Below are 17708 nucleotides of genomic sequence, written 5' to 3' on the forward strand. Positions count from 1 at the left end.
TCGCGAGGCTACGGACATCGACCACGGCGGTGGACGAGCGCCGAGCGACGGAGCGGGGGTGGGCAAGAGCCACAACCCGCGGGGCGCGCTCGCCGGCGTCCGGGTGCTCGACTTCACGCGGTTCCTGCAAGGTCCGTATGCGACCCGGCTCTTCGCGGACATGGGCGCCGACGTGCTCAAGGTCGAGCGGCCGGGCGGCGACTGGGACCGGCGGCTGCGGCCGGCCAAGGACGGCTTCACCGGGTTCTTCCACGGGCTCAACCGGGGGAAGCGGTCGGTGGCGATCGACATCACCACGCCGGAGGGGCGTGACCTGGTACTCGACCTGGCCCGCGAGGCGGACGTGGTCATCGAGAACTTCCGCCCGGGCGTCCTCGACCGGCTTGGGCTGGGCTACGACGCGCTCAAGGCGGTCAACCCCCGGATCGTCTACGCCGGCGCCTCCGGCTACGGGCCCGGCGGGCCGCGCAGCGACGAGCCGATGTACGACATGGTCGCCCAGGCGGTCTCCGGCGTGTCCGACTTCATGCGCAGCCCCGAGGGCGTGCCCCGGCTCGCCACCCGGGCGATGGCCGACTCGGCGGGCGCGATGTTTCTGGCCATGGCGGTGATCACGGCCCTGTACGTGCGGGAGCGGACCGGGCAGGGGCAGCGCGTCGATGCCAGCCTCGTCGGCTCCTGCCTCGGGATGCACACCGCCGAGGTGACCATCGCGCTGTACGAGAACCGCGTGTACCGGCCGCACGGGCGGGTCACGTCGACGTCCGGCGCGTTCCGGTGCCGCGACGACCGCTGGCTGGTGATCGGCGCCACCGACCAGAAGCTCTGGCGCAACCTCACCCAGGCCCTCGGCCGGCCCGACCTGCTCGCCGACGAGCGCTTCGCCTACGGCAAGATCCGCGAGGCCAACCGAGCGATCCTCGAACCGATCCTGGAAGAGGTCTTCCGCACCGCCGACCGCGACGAGTGGGTGGAGCGCATGCGCGCGGCCGACGTACCGGTCGCGCCGGTGCAGACCTTCCTCGAGGTCGCCGACGACCCCGACGTGCTGGCCAACGGGTACGTCGTCGAGCAGGACGATCCCGAGTGGGGCAAGGTTCGCACGGTCGGCCACCCGTTCCACATGAGCCTGACCCCCGGCACGGTGGGGCCGAGCACGCCGGCCCTCGGCGAGAGCACGCGGGCCGAGCTGCGCCGGCTCGGCCGCACCGACCAGGAGGCCGAGGACCTGCGGGCGCGCGGCGTCGTCGAGTTCCACGAGGTGGAGGTGCCGCGATGAGGCCGAAGCGCTGGGGTACGCCGGACAGCCTGGCGGCCGCCAACCAGCAGGTGCTCTACGACGTCGACCGGGCGGGCGTCGCCTACATCACGCTCAACCGGCCGGAGAAGCACAACGCGATGAGCGTGCCGATGCGGGAGCGCCTCACCGAGCTCGTGGCGGCCGCCGACGCCGCCGACGACGTGCGGGTCGTCGTCTTCCGCGGCAACGGAAAGTCGTTCTGCAGCGGCAACGAGATCAACGAGGAGTGGGGGCAGCGGCGGCCGCACGAGCGCCGCCGGACGCTCGACGTGGGCTACCGGTACGGGGCCGACATGGCCTGGGGTCGGCTCGGTTTCAGCCAGGCGATCTCCCGGTCGGACAAGGTGACCATCGCGCAGCTCCACGGGTACTGCGCCGCGGCCGCATACTTCATGATCGCCTGCAAGTGCGACCTGGTCGTGGCGGCCGAGGACGCCCGGATCGGCGCGCTGGAGGCCCGCTTCCTCGGCCCGGCCGGCGCCGCGGCGAGCGTGCACATCAACCGCATCCTCGGCATGAAGGCGGCCCGCCGCACCGGCTTCACCGCCAAGCCGATGAGCGGGACCGAGGCGTACGACCTCGGGCTCGTGTACAAGTGTGTCCCGGCCGCGGAGCTGGCCTCCGCGACGCGGCGGATCGCCGGCGAGATAGCCGCCCGACCCGCGGGCGCGCTCGACTTCCTCGTGGCCCGGCTGCGCGCGGCGGAGGGCCTGATGGACACCAGCGTCCCGGCGATCACCGGCCTGCTCGTCTCGCACTTCCTGCAGCCGGCACCGGAGGAGCTGGACTTCTGGCGGACGGCCCGGCAGGTCGGCGTGGGCGGCGCCCTCGACGCCGACAAGGCCCGCAAGGGCGCCGCCGACCCGCGTTCGGGCAAGGAGCCGGGCTCGTGATCGACGTGAAGGTGGCCGACTGGGTCGGCACGGTCCAGGTGCCGGACTTCGCCGGGCTGACCCGCTACGACGCGGCCTTCGCCTGGGAGCTGCGGGACACCGTCGTCGCGTTGGCCGACGACAGCGAGGTCAAGGTGATCGTGCTCCGGGCGGACGGCGCGGACTTCGCGCCGGACGCGCCCGGGGTGTCGCCGCCGGCGGACCGCTCGGCGACCTGGCGCCGGGTCTTCGCCGGCGCGAAGGGCCTGTACCAGTCGCTCGCCTTCTGCAAGAAGGTGGTCGTCACCGAGGTGGACGGCGCCTGCCGGGGCGCCGGGAGCGCGCTCGTGCTCTGCTCCGACCTGACCGTCGCCGCCGACACCAGCAGCTTCGGCTCACCGTTCATGACCACGCCGGAGGCCAACTTCGTGCTGGCCGCGCTGACGATGCGGCTCAACCGGGCCAAGGCGTGGGCGATCACCGGCGACGTGCTCGACGCGGCCCGTGCCGAGGAGGTCGGGCTGGTCAACCAGGTGGTGCCGCGCGCGTCGCTGAGGGCCGAGGTGGAGGCGCTGGCCGCCCAGGTCACCGCCATGCCGCTGGACGGCGTGACCATGTCGAAGATGCTGCTCCAGGCCGTGCTCGACGCTCACGGGGTGGGGCGCGACTTCGACCTCGCGACCCACTACGCGGCCCGGCGACGGCAGGCCGAGGAGACGGAAGGCGGGCCGCGATGACGACCGACGAGGGCACGGTCGAGCTGGTCCTCGACCGCCAGCGGCACCAGGCGCTCATCACGATCCGCCGCGAGGCGCACGGCAACCGGCTCACCCGGGCGATGGCGCGGCAGTTCGTCGCCCACCTCGACACGGTGGACGCCGACGACGACATCAAGGTCGCCGTGGTCGAGGGCGCCGGCACGCACCTGTCGTCGGGCTGGGATCCGCACGAGGCGTGGGAGCAGTACGTCGACGCGCCGGGCGGCGCGGTGAAGAAGCACCCCAGCCAGCGTGCCCGGCTCGTCGCGCTGGACGACGCGTGGTGGGGCCGCGACGGCCTCTACCACCGCCTGCTGCACTGCCGAAAGGTCACCATCACGAAGGCGGTGGGGGAGTGCTACGAGACCGGGCTGTACCTGACGCTCTGCAGCGACCTCGTCGTCGCCCACGAGAGCGCCCGGTTCGCCGTGCCCCGGTGGCGGAACGTCGGCGTGGACGGCGACCTCTCGCTGCTCATCGCCACAGTCGGGCTCAAGCGCACGAAGGAGCTCATGTACGCCGGAACCGCCTGGGACGCCCCCACGGCGCTGCGTCACGGCCTGGTGGACGGCGTCTCGGCGGACCCGGACGGCGAGGCGGTCCGGCTCGCGGAGATGTGCGCGTCCATCATGCGCGACGGCATCGTCACGGAGAAGTACGCCGTCTTCGCGTCCCTGGCCAAGATGGGGGTCGACCACGCCTTCGCCGCGGCCACCGTCGTCGGCGCCTCGCTCAGCAACATCCACTTTCAGCCGGGGGAGTACAACTTCCTCGCCGACCAGCGCCGGCACGGCTCGGCGGCCGCCCTGGAGCGATCACGCCGCCACCTCGAATGACCAGGCCGCCCGGCTCAGGGCAGCTCCGGGTCGCAGAGCAGCTCGAGCACCGGCAGGACGCCGAGCAGGGCGTGCAGCTGCTCGTCGGTGAGCCGCGCGAGGTGGTCGGAGAGCCACACCTCGCGGCTGCGCAGGATCCGCTGCCGCTCCTGCTCGCCGGCCGCGGTCAACGAGATCACCGCGTTGCGCCGGTCGACCGGATCCGCCTCGCGGGCCACGAGCCCGAGCTCGACCAGCCGGTTGAGGCTGCGGGTGACCGACGGCGGGCTCACGCCCTCGCTGGCGGCCAGGTCGCCGGCGGTGGCCGGCTGCATCCGGTGGATCGCGAACATCAACGAGATGAGGGCGTAGGACAGCCCGTCGTCGTTTTGCTGGCGCAGCACGCGGCCGAGCCTGCCCAGCGTCATGCGGAGGCGGACCAGGTCTTCGTGGCGGATCCGTCGGCTGTTTCGGCGCCCACCGGCGGTGGACCGGGTTACTGTCATGGTGATCGAGACTCCCGCCGTTGCGACCTGTCGCCGGGTACACGTGTACCACGAGCGACAAATATTTTACCTAGTTATCTAGCCGCCCGCCGCCCCCGTCCGGAGGGGTCGAAAACCCACGCGGAACGCTTGATCGGCGGTTGCGCTCAACCTTTTCGAGGATTACTTTACATGGTTAGGTATTGGGTCGCCGGGCAAGGGCGGGCCGCACAGGAGGAGGGGACGGCAGTGAACGACCTCGTCAAAGATCTCAAGCCGGAACTCACCTACACAAGCTTCGAGCAGCACATGCACAAGGCTCGTACGCCGCAGCAGCGGCAGCACCTGGAGACCGTGGTGCATCACTCGAAGGGCGAGGTGCTGGCGGACCTGGACATGGTGCTGCCCACGCTCAACGACAACCCGCGATACCACGAGTACGGCGTCTTCGCCGGCACGACGGAGGACACCGGACCCAAGGGCCTGGAAGCCGTCCTGGCCAACTACGCCGAGATGGTCAACAACGGCTCGTACGTGATCGAGTCGAAGAAGACCCGCGTGGTCGTCTCCGACAACGAGATCGTGACCGAGGGCACCTACCGGCAGATCCTGACCGCGCAGGTCGCCCGCAAGATGGGCTACGTCGACGACTCCTCGCCGCAGTCCTCCCACTACGTGCTCGCCGGCCGCACGGTCGTCTTCTGGGAGTTCGACGAGGACGGCAAGGCCAAGGGCGAGGACCGCTACGTGATGAACCACCAGGTGATCCCGATCAGCGAGGACGACCTCCCGGAGAACTACCCGGCCAAGTTCCGGACCAAGTGAGGAGCCGGGCATGACACAGCGATCGATCGAGGAGCGCCTCGACGAGATGGAGAGCCGCGCGGCCATCGCCGCTCTCGTCGCGGGCTACTGCGAAGGGGTGGACCACGCCAACGTGGACCTGTTTCTGAGCCTGTGGCACGAGGACGCCTCCTACCTGATCCCCGGTGGCCGCGGTGACTTCGTCGGCATCGACCGGATCCGCGAGTCCCAGGACGTGATCGGCCGGGCGTGGGCGTCGACCAAGCACTGGACGACCAACCACACGATCACCTTCGACGGCCCTGACCGCGCGGCCGGCCGCAGCGACGCGTTCGCCATCTGCGAGCACCACGACGGGCGGGTCAGCCTCGTCTCGGCCACCTACGACGACGAGTACGAGCGCCGCGACGGGACCTGGCGGTTCGCCAAGCGGCTGGTGACCCGGTGGTTCGTCAGCGACGGCCAGGACATCAAGCTCCTCGAGCCGTTCTAGCCATGACCACGACGACGTCCCTGCCCGCGCTGCTGTCCGAGGAGGTGGCGCGCGACCCGTACGCGTTCTACCGCCGGCTGCGCCGCGAGGCACCGGTGCACTACGACGAGAGCGCGGGCGCGTACCTGCTGACCCGGCACGCCGCGGTCTCGACGGCCTACCGGCATCCCGCGTTCACCACGCGCAACTACGAGTGGCAGCTGGAGCCGGTCTTCGGGCGCAGCCTGCTGCAGCTCGACGGCACCGAGCACGCTCGCAAGCGGGCCCTCGTCAGCCCGCATTTCCGGGGCGCGGGCCTGCAGGCCTGGTCCGGCACCATCCACCGCAACGTCGCCGAGATCCTCGACGGCACCGTGGAACGCGTCGTCGACCTGCTGCTCGCACCGATCCGTCCGGGCGAGGAGTTCGACATCCTGGAGCGGTTCGCCCACCTGCTGCCGGTCTTCGTCATCGCCGACATGCTCGCGCTGCCCAAGTCCGACTACCGGCGGTTCTGGGACTGGTACACCGCCATGATCGGCTTCCTCTCCAACCTGGCCCGCGACCCGCGGGTGCACGAGCGTGGCATCGCGGCCGCGCGGGAGCTGCGCGAGTACCTCGCGCCGATCATCGCGCAGCGGCGCGCCGACCCCGGTACCGACCTGATCTCGGCCCTGGCGACGGCGGAGGTCGACGGGCACACGCTCGACGACGAGGAGATCAAGACCCACGTCACGCAGCTGCTCAACGCCGGCTCGGAGACCACGGACAAGACCTTCGGCAGCCTCTTCGGCCACCTGCTGACCCAGCGCGAACGCTACGAGGAAGTGGCCGCCGACCGCGACCTCGTGATCCCGGCGATCAGCGAGACGCTGCGCCTGACCCCGCCCTCGCAGATGAACGGGCGGGTCCTGGCGGAGAGCGTGGAGATGGAAGGCCGCACGCTGCCGGCGGAGTCCACGGTGTTCCTGGTGATCGCCTCGGCCAACCGGGACGAGTCGCGCTTCGCCGACGCGGAGTCGTACGACTTCCACCGCACCGACCTGTCCCACGCCGACGCCTTCACCGCCCGCGGCGAACACTTCGCCTTCGGCTTCGGCCGGCACTTCTGCCTCGGCGCCATGCTGGCCCGCTCCGAGCTCCAGATCGGCCTCGACGCGATCCTCGACAGGTTTCCCGACCTCCGGCTGGCCAGCGGGTTCACGCCCCGGCACCAGGGGCTGAAGATGCGGGCGCCGGCCGAGATGCGCGTGGTCGTCTGACCACCGGCCATCATGGACACGACGTTGCTGACCCGCGAACACGTCTGCCCGGACCGCGACGAGGCCGCCGCCGCCCTGCTGGGCACGGCGTGCCTGGGCGGCGTGGTGCGACCCATGTGGCACTGGTTCCAGCTGCCGGTGGCGGTGCGGCGCGACGAGAGGGGTCCGGACGGCCACCCGCGGCGGGGCGTGCCCAGCTCGCCGGCGCCCGGTCTGCGCCGCATGTTCGCAGGCGGGCGCACCGTCCATAGAGGACCACTGCGCACCGGCGCGCCCGCGCACCGGCGGTCGACGGTCGTCTCCACTGTGGACAAGCGCGGCCGGAGCGGTCCGCTGACCTTCGTCACGCTGCGGCACGAGTACCTCCAGGAGGGCGAGGTGATGATCGCGGAGGAGCACGACATCGTCTACCGGCCCATGACCGGCGGCTCCGCGCCGAGCCCCGCCGGTGCCGACGACCCGCCCGACGGCGCGCTGGCGGCGCACTTCGACGTGGACCCCGTGGTGCTCTTCGGCTTCTCGGCGCTGACGGCGAACGCGCACCGGATCCACTACGACCTGCCCTACGCGCGTCAGGAGGGGTACGCCGAGCGCGTCGTGCACGGCCCCCTCCAGGTCGTACTCATGGCTGAGCGGCTGCGCGCGATCGGGGTGGACCTGGTCGGGACGCGGTTCGAGTACCGGCTCGTCCGGCCGGTGATCGGCCCGCAGACGCTGCGGATCTCCGCGCGGTCGGCGGACGACTCCCGCGCCGAGGCATGGGTGCACGACGCCGCGGGTGCCCGGGTCGCCGAAGGGCGGGTCTCGTGACGGGCCGGCGGGTTCTCGTCACCGGCGGCACCGGCCTGATCGGGCGCGCGGCGGTCGAGGCGTTTCTCGCCGCCGGCTGGGACACCGTCGGGATGTCCCGCGGGGCTTCCGCCCGCGCGGACGCACGGTACGTGGGCGTGCCGGTCGACCTGCGCGACGCACCGGCGGTCGCCGCCGCGCTGCGCGACCTGCCCGCGATCACCCACCTCGCGTACACCTCGGTGTACGAGAAGCCCGGGCTCGTGGCCGGCTGGTCGGACCCCGAGCAGATGGCGACCAACCGGGCGATGCTCGACAACGTCCTGCGGCCGCTGGCGGCCACCGGCCACCTCGAACAGGTCACCGTCATGCAGGGCACGAAGGCGTACGGCGCGCACCTGCACCCGATCCCCCTGCCGGCCCGCGAGCGCCACCCGCGCGACCCGCACGAGAACTTCTACTGGCACCAGGAGGACCTGCTCCGGGAGGTCGCCGGCCGCGCCGGATTCCGGTGGACGATCCTCCGGCCGGTGCAGGTGGTCGGCCCGGCGTACGGCGTGGGCTACTGCACGCCTCCGGTGATCGGCGCGCTGGCCGCCGTGTGCGACGAGACCGGCCAGCCGTTCGGGTTTCCCGGGCTGCCCCTCAGCGTCCCCAAGCAGGTCGCGGACGTCCGCCTCGTCGCCGATGCGCTGGTCTGGGCCGCCACGAGCGAGGCCGCGCACGGCGAGCACTTCAACCTGACCAACGGCGAGGTCTTCTCCTGGCTGGAGCTGTGGCCGGTGCTCGCCGAGGAGCTCGGCGTGGTGGCCGCGGAGCCGGTCGCCCGCAGGCTCGCCGACTTCCTGCCGGCACACGCCGAGGCGTGGGCCAAGGTGGCAGCCGCCCACCAGCTCCGCGAGCCCGATCTGGCCGCGGTCCTCGGGCAGTCGCACTTCTACGCGGACTACACGTTCGGGTCGGGGCTGACCGAGGCGCCGCCGCCGGCTCTCGTCAGCACCGTCAAAGTGAAGCAGGCCGGCTTCACCGGCGTCCGGGACACCGAGCTGACCTTCCGGCACGCCATCCGCGAGCTGCAACGCCGCCGGATCCTTCCCCGCCTGTCATGACCGTCGACGACGCGCGGTCTTTGCTGTTCGTACCGGCGGACCGGCCGGACAGGTTCGGCAAGGCCGTCGGCTCCGGCGCCGATCTGGTGATCCTCGACCTCGAGGACGCCGTCCTGCCGGAGCGAAAAGGGGACGGTCGCGCGGCGGTCGAGCGGGCGCACGCCGGCGGCGCCGGGCGGTTCGTGGTGCGGGTCAACGCGGCGACGAGCGAACATTTCGCGCTCGACTGCGCCGCCCTGGCCCGATCGGCGGCCCCGGTGCCGGTGATGCTGCCCAAGGTGGAAGGCCGCGCGCAGATGTCCGCGCTGCTCGACCGGCTGCCGGGCACGCGCGTGCTGGCTCTCGTCGAGACCGCCCGCGGCGTCCTGGCCGCCCGCGAGATCGCGGCGCATCCCGCGACGGCGCGGCTGGCGTTCGGCAGCGTCGACTTCTCGCTCGACACCGGCGCGCGGGAGCCGTCGGACACGACGACCTGGGCGCGGGCGCAGCTCGTCCTCGCCTCCGCGGCGGAACGGCGGCCGGGCCCCGTCGACGGCGTCACCCCGCGCCTGGACGATCCGGAGCTGTGCGCCGCGGACAGCGCGCTGGCCGCCACGCAAGGGTTCACCGGCAGGCTCTGCGTCCATCCGGCGCAGGTCGCGCCGGTCAACCGAGCCTTCACGCCCAGCGCGGACGAGCTGCGGTGGGCGCGGCGCGTTCTCGCGTCCCTGGAAGCCGGGGCGGCAAGCGTCGACGGGGAGATGCTGGACGGCCCGGTCCGCGCCCGTGCGGCGGCGGTCGTGCGCCGGGCCGAACGTCATCAGGAGGACGGATCGTGAGCACGGTGCTCGCCTGGGGGACGGTGCGGCACGCGTCGTTCCCGGACCGGGTGGCCGCGGCGGCGGCCGCGGGTTACGACGCGATCGGCCTGTCGGTCCCCTACTACCGGCAGCTGCTGGAGCAGGGCTGGACACACGCCGAGATGCGGCGGGTCCTCGACGACTTCGCGGTCACCATCGGCGAGGTCGAGGTCATCTTCGGGTTCTGCGCCCCGCCTGGACCGGCGAACATCCCCGAGCGCCCGGGCCTCGTCTACGCCGACCCGGAGGTCGAGGCGGCCGTGCTGCGCCTGGCCGACGAGTTCGGGGCGCCGCGCGCGCAGGCCGTCGGCACGTTCGACACCGAGCCGCCGGGGGAGCGCGCGGTGGAGGCGTTCGCCGCCCTGTGCGACCGCGCCGCGCCGCACGGCCTGTCGATCGCGCTGGAGTTCGTGCCCTACACGAACATCCCGGACGTGGCGACCGCCGCCGCGATCGTCTCGGCGGCGGACCGGTCCAACGGTGGCCTCTGCGTCGACGCGTGGCACTTCTTCCGAGGCGACCCCGACTGGCACGAGCTGGCCAAGGCCGGGCCGGCGCACTTCACGATGGTCCAGGTCAACGACGGCCCGCTGGTCACCGAAACCGGCAACGTGCGGATGGAGGCCGTCTCGCGGCGGCGGTGCCTGGGCGAGGGGGAGTTCGACCTGGAGCGCTTCCTCCAGGTGGTACGCCCGGCGGGCGACCCGAGGCCGGTCTCGGTCGAGGTCTACTCCACGGCGCTGGACCGGCTCCCCTCCGCGCGGGCCGCGCGGGCGGCGGTCGCCGGGCTGGCCGACCGGATGCCCCGCTGAGGCCCGGGTCAGGCGCCGCGGCGGATCCGCTCCGTGGCGGGGCTGTGGCCGGCGCGGAGCCGGGCGAGCCCCTCCGGGGTCCGCTGGTGGAACACCTCGCGCTGGGTGAGGTCGTGGGTGACCCGCAGCTCGTACGCGATGCCGGCGAGGTGCTCCATGGTCGTGGCCCGGAGCGCGACCTCCTTGAGAACGGTGGTCAGCTCCGCGCCGGCCTCGGCGATCCGCTTGGCCGCGCGCAGCGCGGACTCGCGTAAGGCACCGACCGGCACGACCTCGTCGACGAGGCCGATGCGATACGCCTCGCGGGCGTCGATCGCGTCACCGGTGAAGTAAAGCCGCCGGGCGCGCATCGGACCGACCTTGCGCTGCAGCCCGCCGTAGAAGCCGTTCATGCCGTACTTGACCTGGGTCGATCCGAAGACGGCGTTCTCCGAGGCGATGGTGACGTCGCACATGTTGGCCAGGTCCATGCCGTAGCCCGGCGCGACGCCGGCCACTCCGGCCACGGTCGGCTTCCGGTAGTCGGTCAACGCGGCCATCAGCCGCGCGGCCAGCTCGGTGAAGCGGCGCTGCTCGTCACCGGTGATGCCGGCGAGCACGTCCAGCCGCCAGCCGCCGCAGAAGCCCTCCTCGTCGCCGATGAGCAGCACGGCCGCGACGTCGTCGTCGTACGCCCAGGCGGCGAGCGCGTCGATCAGCTCGTGGTGCATCTCCCACCCGAGCGCGTTGCGCTTTTCGGGATGGTCGAGCTGGATGACGCCGACGGCGTCCTCGACGCCGGTACGCAGGTGCTCGAAGCTGGACATCGCGGCCGCTCCTCGTTTACTAGGCTGATCCTTGTGACGGTGATCGAGGGGATGGGGAAGGCGTGGCACAGGTAGCGCACGCGGCGGCGGGAGACGGTGCCGCGCGCACGGCCACCCCGCTGAGCGGCACCCGCCCCTCCAGCGCGCGTGCGCTGCTGCTCGTGGTGCTCGGCGAGTTCGTCTGGCCCACTCGCGAGCCGGCCTGGTCCTCGACGCTCCTGCGCGCCCTCGCCGAGCTCGACATCGAGCCCAACGCGGCCCGCAAGGCGCTGCACCGCACCGCGGAGTCGGGCATCACCGAGCCGGGAAGGGTCGGCCGCCGGGTGCACTGGTCGATCACCGCCAAGGGCGCCCGCATCATGTCGTCGGGGCACGAGCGCACGTACAACTGGGACGCCCGCCGCACCAGCTGGGACGGCACCTGGCTGCTGCTGTCGGTGTCGGTGCCGGAGACCCAGCGCAAGCTGCGCCACCACCTGCAAAACCGGCTTACCTGGGCCGGGATGGGATCCCCGGTGCCCGGCCAGTGGATCACGACCCACTGGGAACGCGCGGACGAGATCGCGCAGATCGTGCGCGACCTGGGCCTGGAGGAGCAGGCCCACTCGTTCGTGGGCACGCTGGGACCGCTGGGCAGTGAGGCCGGGATCGTCGAGGCGGCCTGGGATCTCGACGCGCTCGCCGGCGACTACCGCTCGTTCATCGAGACCTACGCGGCGACCCACCCGCACACCGACGCCGAGTGCTTCCGGGCGCGGGTCCTGATCGTGCAGGACTGGCGCCGCTTTCCCTACCTCGATCCCGACCTGCCGCGGCGCTTCCTGCCCGCCGGCTGGCCGGGATACGAGGCGGTCCGGCTGTTTCGCGAGCGCCACGGCGCGTGGGCGTCGCGCTCGGCCGTGTACTGGGAGCATCTCGACGCTCAGGAGTGACCCGCCACATCCCGGCGTAGGACGTACTTCTGGATCTTCCCGGACGGGGTGCGGGGCATGGCCTCGCGGATCTCGAGCCGCTCCGGCCAGAACTGCTTGGCCATGCCCGCGGCTTCGAGGTGCTCGGTGAGCTCGCGGAGCGTGGGCGGGGTCCCCTCGGGCACCACGACGGCGCAGCCGCGCTCGCCGAGCCGCTCGTCGGGGTAGGCGACCACCGCGACGTCCCGTATCTTGCCGTGCTGTGCGAGCAGGTTTTCGATCTCGACCACCGGCACGTTCTGGCCGCCGCGGATGATGATGTCCTTGCTCCGGCCGGTGATGCGGATCCCGCCGTCCGGCATCCGCTTGCCGAGATCGCCGGTCTCGAACCAGCCGTCCGGGGTCTGCGCGTCCCTCGTCAGCTCGGGCTGGTCGCGGTAGCCGAGGATGATGCTCGGTCCGCGCGCCTGGAGCCGGCCTTCGGTTCCGTCGGGCACGGGCTGGAGGTCGTCGTCGACGATCCGGAGCCCCATGAACGGCACCTGCTTGCCGTCGCTGGCGGCCAGCGTCGACAGCGACGAGCCGAGCTGGTGGACGCTGCAGATGCCCACCTCGGTCATGCCCCACAGGGACACGAGGTCGACGCCGAGGTGCTCCTGCATCGCGACCGCGGCGGACGGGGGGATCGGCGCGCCGCCGCAGGCGAAGGCGCGGAACGTCGACAGCGGTCGGGGCTGCGCCTTCTGCGCCTCGATCATGTCCATCGCGAACGGCGTGGCCGACAGCGTCCAGGTGATCCCTTCCCGGTCGATGACGTCGATGAGGCCGCGCGGATCCCACTCGTCCTGGTAGACGACCTTCTGCCCGGTGGACAGCGGCAGGTAGGTGCCCCAGAAGAAGCCGGTGAGGTGGCCGACCGTCGACGCCATGAAGCAGACGTCCTCGGCGGTGAGCCGCAGCGCCTCGGGCAGCGGCCGCCCGGCCGACCACGCCGTGTTGTGCGAGTGCAGCGCCGCCTTCGGCTGGCCCGTCGTGCCCGAGGTGAACATCAGGAAGGCAGGGTCGTCCGGCCCGGGCCGGCGCGCGTCGAGCTCCTGCCGCAGCCCGTCGACGTGCTCGTGCAGGGGGCGGACGAAGAAGCCGGTGAAGTCGACGGCGTCGCCGCTCACCGGCCCGCCGATGGTGACCAGGTGCGCCAGGTCGGGCAGCGACGGCTTGAGGCGGAGCCCGAGGTCGCGGTACGAGTACCCCTTGAACTCCGACTGGACGATGTAGACCTTCGACCGGGCGTGGCGGAGCATGAAGGAGAGCTCGCGCTCGCGGTAGATGTGCGGCACCGGGTTGGGGATGGCGCCGGCCCGCATCGCGCCGAAGACGAGGGCCGGAAACTCCCACGTGTTGGGGAGCTGGATGGTGACGACGTCACCCCGCTTGACCCCGAGCTTGAGGAAAGCGCCGGCAAACCTGTCGATCATCGTGCCGAGCTGCCCGTAGGTGACCACGGTGGGTAGCGGGTCGCCCTTGCGGTAGCAGACCATGGCCGCCTTGTGCGGGTGCCGCTGGACGGCGTCCAGCAGCTCGTCGAGCCCCGTTGTGTCGCGCCACCAGCCTTGGGCGCGGAAGTGAGCGGCGTCCTCGGGGTCGACCGCTCGTCGCCAGTCCTCGCTCATCGGGGAGCTCCTCTGTCAGGTGACATAGAATTCGAGCGACGTGATTTTTTGTACACTAATTTCGGTTCACATAAGTGTCAACGGGTTGATCGGTTGTTCATGTTCGTCCGCTCGCAGGGCCGTGACCTGCACCTGGAGGCCGTTGAGCACCGCGTTGCCGGACGGCACGTCGAGCACGAGCTCGTCGGCCAGGCGGTTGCTGTTGACGCCGGGCCGGACCCGTGCCGTGGCCAGCCGCACGCCGTCGGGGTCGTGCAGCCAGCCGTGCGGCAGCGAGACGACCCCGGCCGGCACCCGCTCGGTCACCTCGGCGGAGGCGTGCACTGTGGACACTCGCGTGGCCACCGCGACGGCGTCGCCGGTGTGCACGCCGAGGCGCGCGGCGTCGGCCGGGCTGAGCCACAGCGTGGCGCGTGGCCGGCCGGTCATCAGCGAGGGCACGTTGCCCATCCACGAGTTGTTGGAGCGCACGTGCCGGCGCCCGACAAGCACGAGCCCTTCGCGGGCCCGCGACGTGAGCGCGGCGCGCAGCCGGGGGAGGTCGTCGACGACGAGCGGAGGGTCCAGCGCCACCGTGCCGGTCGGGGTGCGGAGCACCTCGGGCAGCCGCGGCCGCAGCGGACCCAGGTCGACACCGTGCGGCTGGGCTTCGAGCGCGGCGAGGGTGAGGCCGTCCGGCCGGCCGCCGAACGCGTCGCCGTACGGGCCGGACCGGATCATCAGGTCCAGCAACCGCTCGGGCCCCACCCGGGGAGCGACCGCGGCCAGCAGGTCGTCGACGGTCTGCCCGGCGGAGACGGCCGCGCGCGCGGTCGCCTCGGCGTGGCGGCGGTCGATGTCGGCCTCGCTCGCGCCGCGCCCCTCGACGGCGGCGGCCAGGCGGCACATGATCTGCCACTCCTGGAGCTGGCCCGGGTCGAGGTCGAGCACGGCGGGGCTGTAGTTGGCCACGTTTCGGACCGCCCACGTGGTGAAGTGCACGTCGTAGTGGGAGCGCTGGAGCGGGCCGGGCGGCGGGAGCACGACGTGCGCGAACCGCGTCGAGTCGTTCACGTACGGGTCCACCGCCACCAGGGCGTCGAGCGAGGCGAGTGCCCGCGCGGTCCGCTCCGAGTTGGGCGCGGACACGACGGGATTGCCGCTGATCAGCAGCAGACCGCGGAGTTGACCCTCGCCGGGCGTGTCGATCTCCTCGGCCAGGCAGGAGGTAGGCAGCTCGCCAAAGCGTTCGGGCAGGCCGCGCACCCGGCTGGCGAACCGGTCCAGGCGGGGCGGCGGCCCGAGCCGCGGCCGCCCCCGCGTGTTGGGCGATCCGCAGGCCGGGAGCGGAAACATCGCGCCGCCCTCCCGGTCGAGGTTGCCGGTGAGGATGTTGAGCACGTCGACGAGCCAGGATGTCACCGTGCCGAACTCGGTCGCCGTCGTGCCGATGCGGCCGTAGACACAGGACCGCTCGGCGGCGGCGAACCGGCGGGTCAGGTCGCGGACCGACGCCGCCGGTACGCCGGTGAAGTCGGCCACGCGCTCGGGGGTGAGGTCGGCCAGCGCCCGGCGCACGTTTTCCACCCCGGTGACGAACTCGCCGAGCCGGCCGAGCCGCACCAGACCCTCGTCGAACAGCACGGTGACCATCGACGCGAGCAGGGCGGCGTCCGAGGCGACGCGCGGGCGGACGTGCTCGTCGGCGAGCTCGGCCGTGCGGGTGCGGACCGGGTCGACGACCACGAGCCGGCCGCCCCGCTCGCGGATCGCGCGCAGCCGCCGTGGCCAGCCGGGTGCCGTGGCCAGGCTTCCGTTGGACTCCACCGGGTTGGCGCCGATGACGACGAGGAAGTCGGTGCGGTCGAGGTCGGGCACCGCGAGCGTGAAGCGGTCGCCGTAGAGCAGCGCGTTGACGAGGTCCTTCGGGCGCTGGTCCAGCGACGAGGCGGTGAACAGCCGGGGCGACCCGAGCGCCTTGAGATAGACCGGGGCGTAGAGCAGCCCGCCGAGGTTGTGCGAGATGGGGTTTCCGAAGTAGGCGGCCATGGCGGTCGGGCCACCTCGCTCGATCACCCCGCGGACCAGGTGGCCGGCCAGCTCGAACGCCTCGTCCCAGCTCGCCGGCACGAGCCGGCCGCGGTGGCGGATCAGGGGGCGCCGGTGCCAGTCGGGGTCGTGGTGCAGCTCGCCGAGCGTGGCGCCCTTCGGGCACATGAAGCCCATGCTGAACACGTCGTGCTCGTCGCCCGCGGTGCGCAGCACCCGGTCGCCGTCCATCGTCAGCACGAGCCCGCAGGTCGCCTCGCACAGCGGGCAAGTGCGGATCGCCGTTCGCGCGGTCACGGGCTCACCCCGGCGATCCGCCAGATGTCCACAAGGGAGGTCACCTTGACCCGCGGCCGCCCGGCCGCGTGCCCGGCGGCCCGCTCGTGCCGGTCGAGGCGGCTCCAGCCCGCCCAGTCCGTGAGCTGGCCGCAGCGGCGCGCCAGCAGCTCGTCCAGCCACTGTGGAGACTCGCGCGGCGGGGCGAGCCGGCCGGCGGTCGCGTCGGCCCGCAGGTGCGCCACCGTCACCGACGCGCAGTGCTTGTTGGTGCCGATCACGCCGGTGGGGCCGCGTTTGGCCCAGCCGACCACGTACGCCCCGGGCACCGGCCGGCCGGACTCGTCAACGATCCGGCCGTCGGCGTTGCGCACCACGCCCGCGCCGGCGTCGTACGGCAGGCCGGGCAGCCGCGGGGTGAGGTAGCCCACAGACCCCAGGACCAGCCCCGCGCGGATCGTGCTCGTCGCGCCGGCGGGTCGGAAGGTCACGACGCCGTCGACGTCCTGCTTCAGCTGGCGGTGCAGCCGTACGCCGGTCACCGCCGTGGATCCGAGGATGCGCTCCGGCCGGGCCAGGAAGCGCAAGCGGATCCGCTTGCGCGCGGGCCCGCCGGGTGTCGTGGTGGCGAGCCGGCGGAGCGCGGCGTACTTGGCGCGCAGGACCGGGTCGGCGGCGAGCAGGCGTTCCTCCGCCGGGGTGAGGGCTAGCTCGCCCGGCTCCGTCACCACCCGCACGCCGGGCAGGCGTTCGAGCGCGGTCAGCTCCGCGGTCGTGAACGCGGCCTGCACCGGGCCGCGGCGGCCGACTACCTGCACGTCGCGGATCCGGCCGCGGCTCAACGCGTCGAGCGCGTGCTGGGCCATGTCGGTCGTCGCCAGCAGCGCGAGGTCGGAGACGAGGACACGGGCGACGTCGAGAGCGACGTTGCCGTTGCCGATGACGACAGCTCGTGGACTGGACAGGTCGATCTGGCGGGAGCTCGCCTCCGGGTGGCCGTTGTACCAGGCGACGAACTCCGCGGCGGGGAGGCTGCCGGGCAGTGCCTCGCCAGGTACGCCGATCGACCGGGCCCCGGCGGCACCGACGGCGTAGACGACCGCGTCGTGGGCCCGGGCGAGCTCGGCCGGCGTGACGTCGGTCCCCACCTCGACGCCGAACCGGAACCGCAGGCGTGGATGGCGGGCGTGGGCGGTGAACGCCTCGGCGGCGAGCTTGGTCGACGGGTGGTCGGGCGCGACGCCGTACCGGATGAGCCCGCCGGGGGTCGGGATGCGGTCGTAGACGTCGACGGCCACTCCGGAGCCGCCGGTCTCCAGCAGGTCGAGCGCCGCGTAGAGCCCGGCGGGTCCCGCGCCGACGACCGCGACCCGCAACCTCCGCTCCACGGCGAGGCTCGGCGCGACCACCGACCGGGGTGGCACCGGACCTGGCCGCCGGCCTTCGAAGTAGGCCGCGTTGAGCTCCGCGAAGTGGCTCAACGACGGCGGCAGGTCGACCTCCGGCCGGATCGCGTCGACCGGGCACTCCGGCACGCAGCACCCGCAGTCGATGCAGGTCGCCGGGTCGATGTACAGCATCTCGGCCGTGGCGAACCCCGGCGTGCCGGGCGCCGGCTGGATGCAGTCGACCGGGCACACGGCCGTGCACGCCGCGTCGTTGCAGCACGACTGCGTGATCACGTGGGTCACCGCCACAAT

17 protein-coding genes are annotated in these 17708 nt (G+C 72.6%); 12 read left to right on the forward strand and 5 right to left on the reverse strand.

Annotated elements, in window-relative coordinates:
* Positions 1-58: 58 nt before the first annotated feature.
* From ACFFIA_RS15605 to ACFFIA_RS15620, 4 genes are read left to right on the forward strand one after another with little or no spacing between them, the layout of a single operon-like run.
* Positions 59-1279 (forward strand): CaiB/BaiF CoA transferase family protein, encoded by a 1221-nt coding sequence (locus ACFFIA_RS15605; protein ID WP_377251479.1) that lies wholly within the window; start codon positions 59-61, stop codon positions 1277-1279.
* Positions 1276-2193, forward strand: a complete 918-nt coding sequence (locus ACFFIA_RS15610; RefSeq protein ID WP_377251481.1) for an enoyl-CoA hydratase/isomerase family protein — start codon at positions 1276-1278, stop codon at positions 2191-2193. The genes ACFFIA_RS15605 and ACFFIA_RS15610 overlap by 4 nt, the downstream gene beginning before the upstream one ends.
* The gene (locus tag ACFFIA_RS15615) at positions 2190-2909 is read left to right on the forward strand and encodes an enoyl-CoA hydratase/isomerase family protein (protein WP_377251483.1); all 720 of its coding nucleotides are present in this window, start codon (positions 2190-2192) and stop codon (positions 2907-2909) included. Before ACFFIA_RS15610 ends, ACFFIA_RS15615 begins: the two co-directional genes overlap by 4 nt.
* The gene (locus tag ACFFIA_RS15620) at positions 2906-3766 is read left to right on the forward strand and encodes an enoyl-CoA hydratase/isomerase family protein (RefSeq protein WP_377251485.1); all 861 of its coding nucleotides are present in this window, start codon (positions 2906-2908) and stop codon (positions 3764-3766) included. Before ACFFIA_RS15615 ends, ACFFIA_RS15620 begins: the two co-directional genes overlap by 4 nt.
* Before the next feature lie 14 nt (positions 3767-3780).
* Here ACFFIA_RS15620 and ACFFIA_RS15625 read toward each other — a convergent pair whose 3' ends face one another.
* On the reverse strand, positions 3781-4251 hold the full coding sequence (locus ACFFIA_RS15625) for a MarR family winged helix-turn-helix transcriptional regulator (RefSeq protein ID WP_377251487.1): 471 nt from the start codon (positions 4249-4251) through the stop codon (positions 3781-3783).
* Positions 4252-4479: 228 nt separating this feature from the next.
* Between ACFFIA_RS15625 and ACFFIA_RS15630 the strand changes: the two genes are divergently transcribed.
* From ACFFIA_RS15630 to ACFFIA_RS15660, 7 genes are read left to right on the forward strand one after another with little or no spacing between them, the layout of a single operon-like run.
* Positions 4480-5055 carry a hypothetical protein gene (locus tag ACFFIA_RS15630; RefSeq protein ID WP_377251489.1) on the forward strand — a complete coding sequence of 192 codons (576 nt, stop codon included), beginning with the start codon at positions 4480-4482 and terminating at the stop codon, positions 5053-5055.
* 10 nt (positions 5056-5065) lie between these two features.
* Positions 5066-5527, forward strand: a complete 462-nt coding sequence (locus tag ACFFIA_RS15635) for a nuclear transport factor 2 family protein (protein WP_377251491.1) — start codon at positions 5066-5068, stop codon at positions 5525-5527.
* A gap of 2 nt (positions 5528-5529) precedes the next feature.
* Positions 5530-6768, forward strand: coding sequence for a cytochrome P450 (locus ACFFIA_RS15640; protein ID WP_377251493.1), 1239 nt, complete (start codon positions 5530-5532; stop codon positions 6766-6768).
* Positions 6769-6780: 12 nt separating this feature from the next.
* On the forward strand, positions 6781-7578 hold the full coding sequence (locus ACFFIA_RS15645; RefSeq protein WP_377251495.1) for an HTD2 family dehydratase: 798 nt from the start codon (positions 6781-6783) through the stop codon (positions 7576-7578).
* Positions 7575-8666: an NAD-dependent epimerase/dehydratase family protein gene (locus ACFFIA_RS15650; RefSeq protein ID WP_377251497.1), complete on the forward strand. Its 1092-nt coding sequence runs from the start codon at positions 7575-7577 to the stop codon at positions 8664-8666. The genes ACFFIA_RS15645 and ACFFIA_RS15650 overlap by 4 nt, the downstream gene beginning before the upstream one ends.
* Entirely contained in the window at positions 8663-9484 is an 822-nt protein-coding gene (locus ACFFIA_RS15655) for an HpcH/HpaI aldolase/citrate lyase family protein (RefSeq protein ID WP_377251499.1), read from the forward strand. The genes ACFFIA_RS15650 and ACFFIA_RS15655 overlap by 4 nt, the downstream gene beginning before the upstream one ends.
* Positions 9481-10317: a sugar phosphate isomerase/epimerase family protein gene (locus tag ACFFIA_RS15660; RefSeq protein ID WP_377251501.1), complete on the forward strand. Its 837-nt coding sequence runs from the start codon at positions 9481-9483 to the stop codon at positions 10315-10317. The genes ACFFIA_RS15655 and ACFFIA_RS15660 overlap by 4 nt, the downstream gene beginning before the upstream one ends.
* Before the next feature lie 8 nt (positions 10318-10325).
* Here the strand turns inward: ACFFIA_RS15660 and ACFFIA_RS15665 are convergent, their stop codons facing one another.
* Positions 10326-11123, reverse strand: coding sequence for an enoyl-CoA hydratase/isomerase family protein (locus tag ACFFIA_RS15665; protein ID WP_377251503.1), 798 nt, complete (start codon positions 11121-11123; stop codon positions 10326-10328).
* A 62-nt stretch (positions 11124-11185) separates the two neighbouring features.
* On the opposite strand from ACFFIA_RS15665, the gene ACFFIA_RS15670 reads away from it, so the two are divergent.
* Positions 11186-12055 carry a PaaX family transcriptional regulator gene (locus ACFFIA_RS15670; RefSeq protein WP_377251505.1) on the forward strand — a complete coding sequence of 290 codons (870 nt, stop codon included), beginning with the start codon at positions 11186-11188 and terminating at the stop codon, positions 12053-12055.
* Here ACFFIA_RS15670 and ACFFIA_RS15675 read toward each other — a convergent pair.
* The 3 genes from ACFFIA_RS15675 to ACFFIA_RS15685 all read right to left on the reverse strand — a co-directional run bounded on the left by ACFFIA_RS15675 (position 12046) and on the right by ACFFIA_RS15685 (position 17699).
* Positions 12046-13704, reverse strand: coding sequence for an AMP-binding protein (locus tag ACFFIA_RS15675; RefSeq protein ID WP_377251507.1), 1659 nt, complete (start codon positions 13702-13704; stop codon positions 12046-12048). The genes ACFFIA_RS15670 and ACFFIA_RS15675 overlap by 10 nt on opposite strands.
* A gap of 66 nt (positions 13705-13770) precedes the next feature.
* Positions 13771-16029, reverse strand: a complete 2259-nt coding sequence (locus tag ACFFIA_RS15680) for a molybdopterin-dependent oxidoreductase (RefSeq protein WP_377251509.1) — start codon at positions 16027-16029, stop codon at positions 13771-13773.
* Positions 16026-17699: an FAD-dependent oxidoreductase gene (locus ACFFIA_RS15685; RefSeq protein ID WP_377251511.1), complete on the reverse strand. Its 1674-nt coding sequence runs from the start codon at positions 17697-17699 to the stop codon at positions 16026-16028. Before ACFFIA_RS15685 ends, ACFFIA_RS15680 begins: the two co-directional genes overlap by 4 nt.
* Between the last annotated feature and the right edge of the window lie 9 nt (positions 17700-17708).

The organism is Phytohabitans kaempferiae (assembly GCF_042433955.1).
Taxonomy (GTDB): domain Bacteria; phylum Actinomycetota; class Actinomycetes; order Mycobacteriales; family Micromonosporaceae; genus Phytohabitans; species Phytohabitans kaempferiae.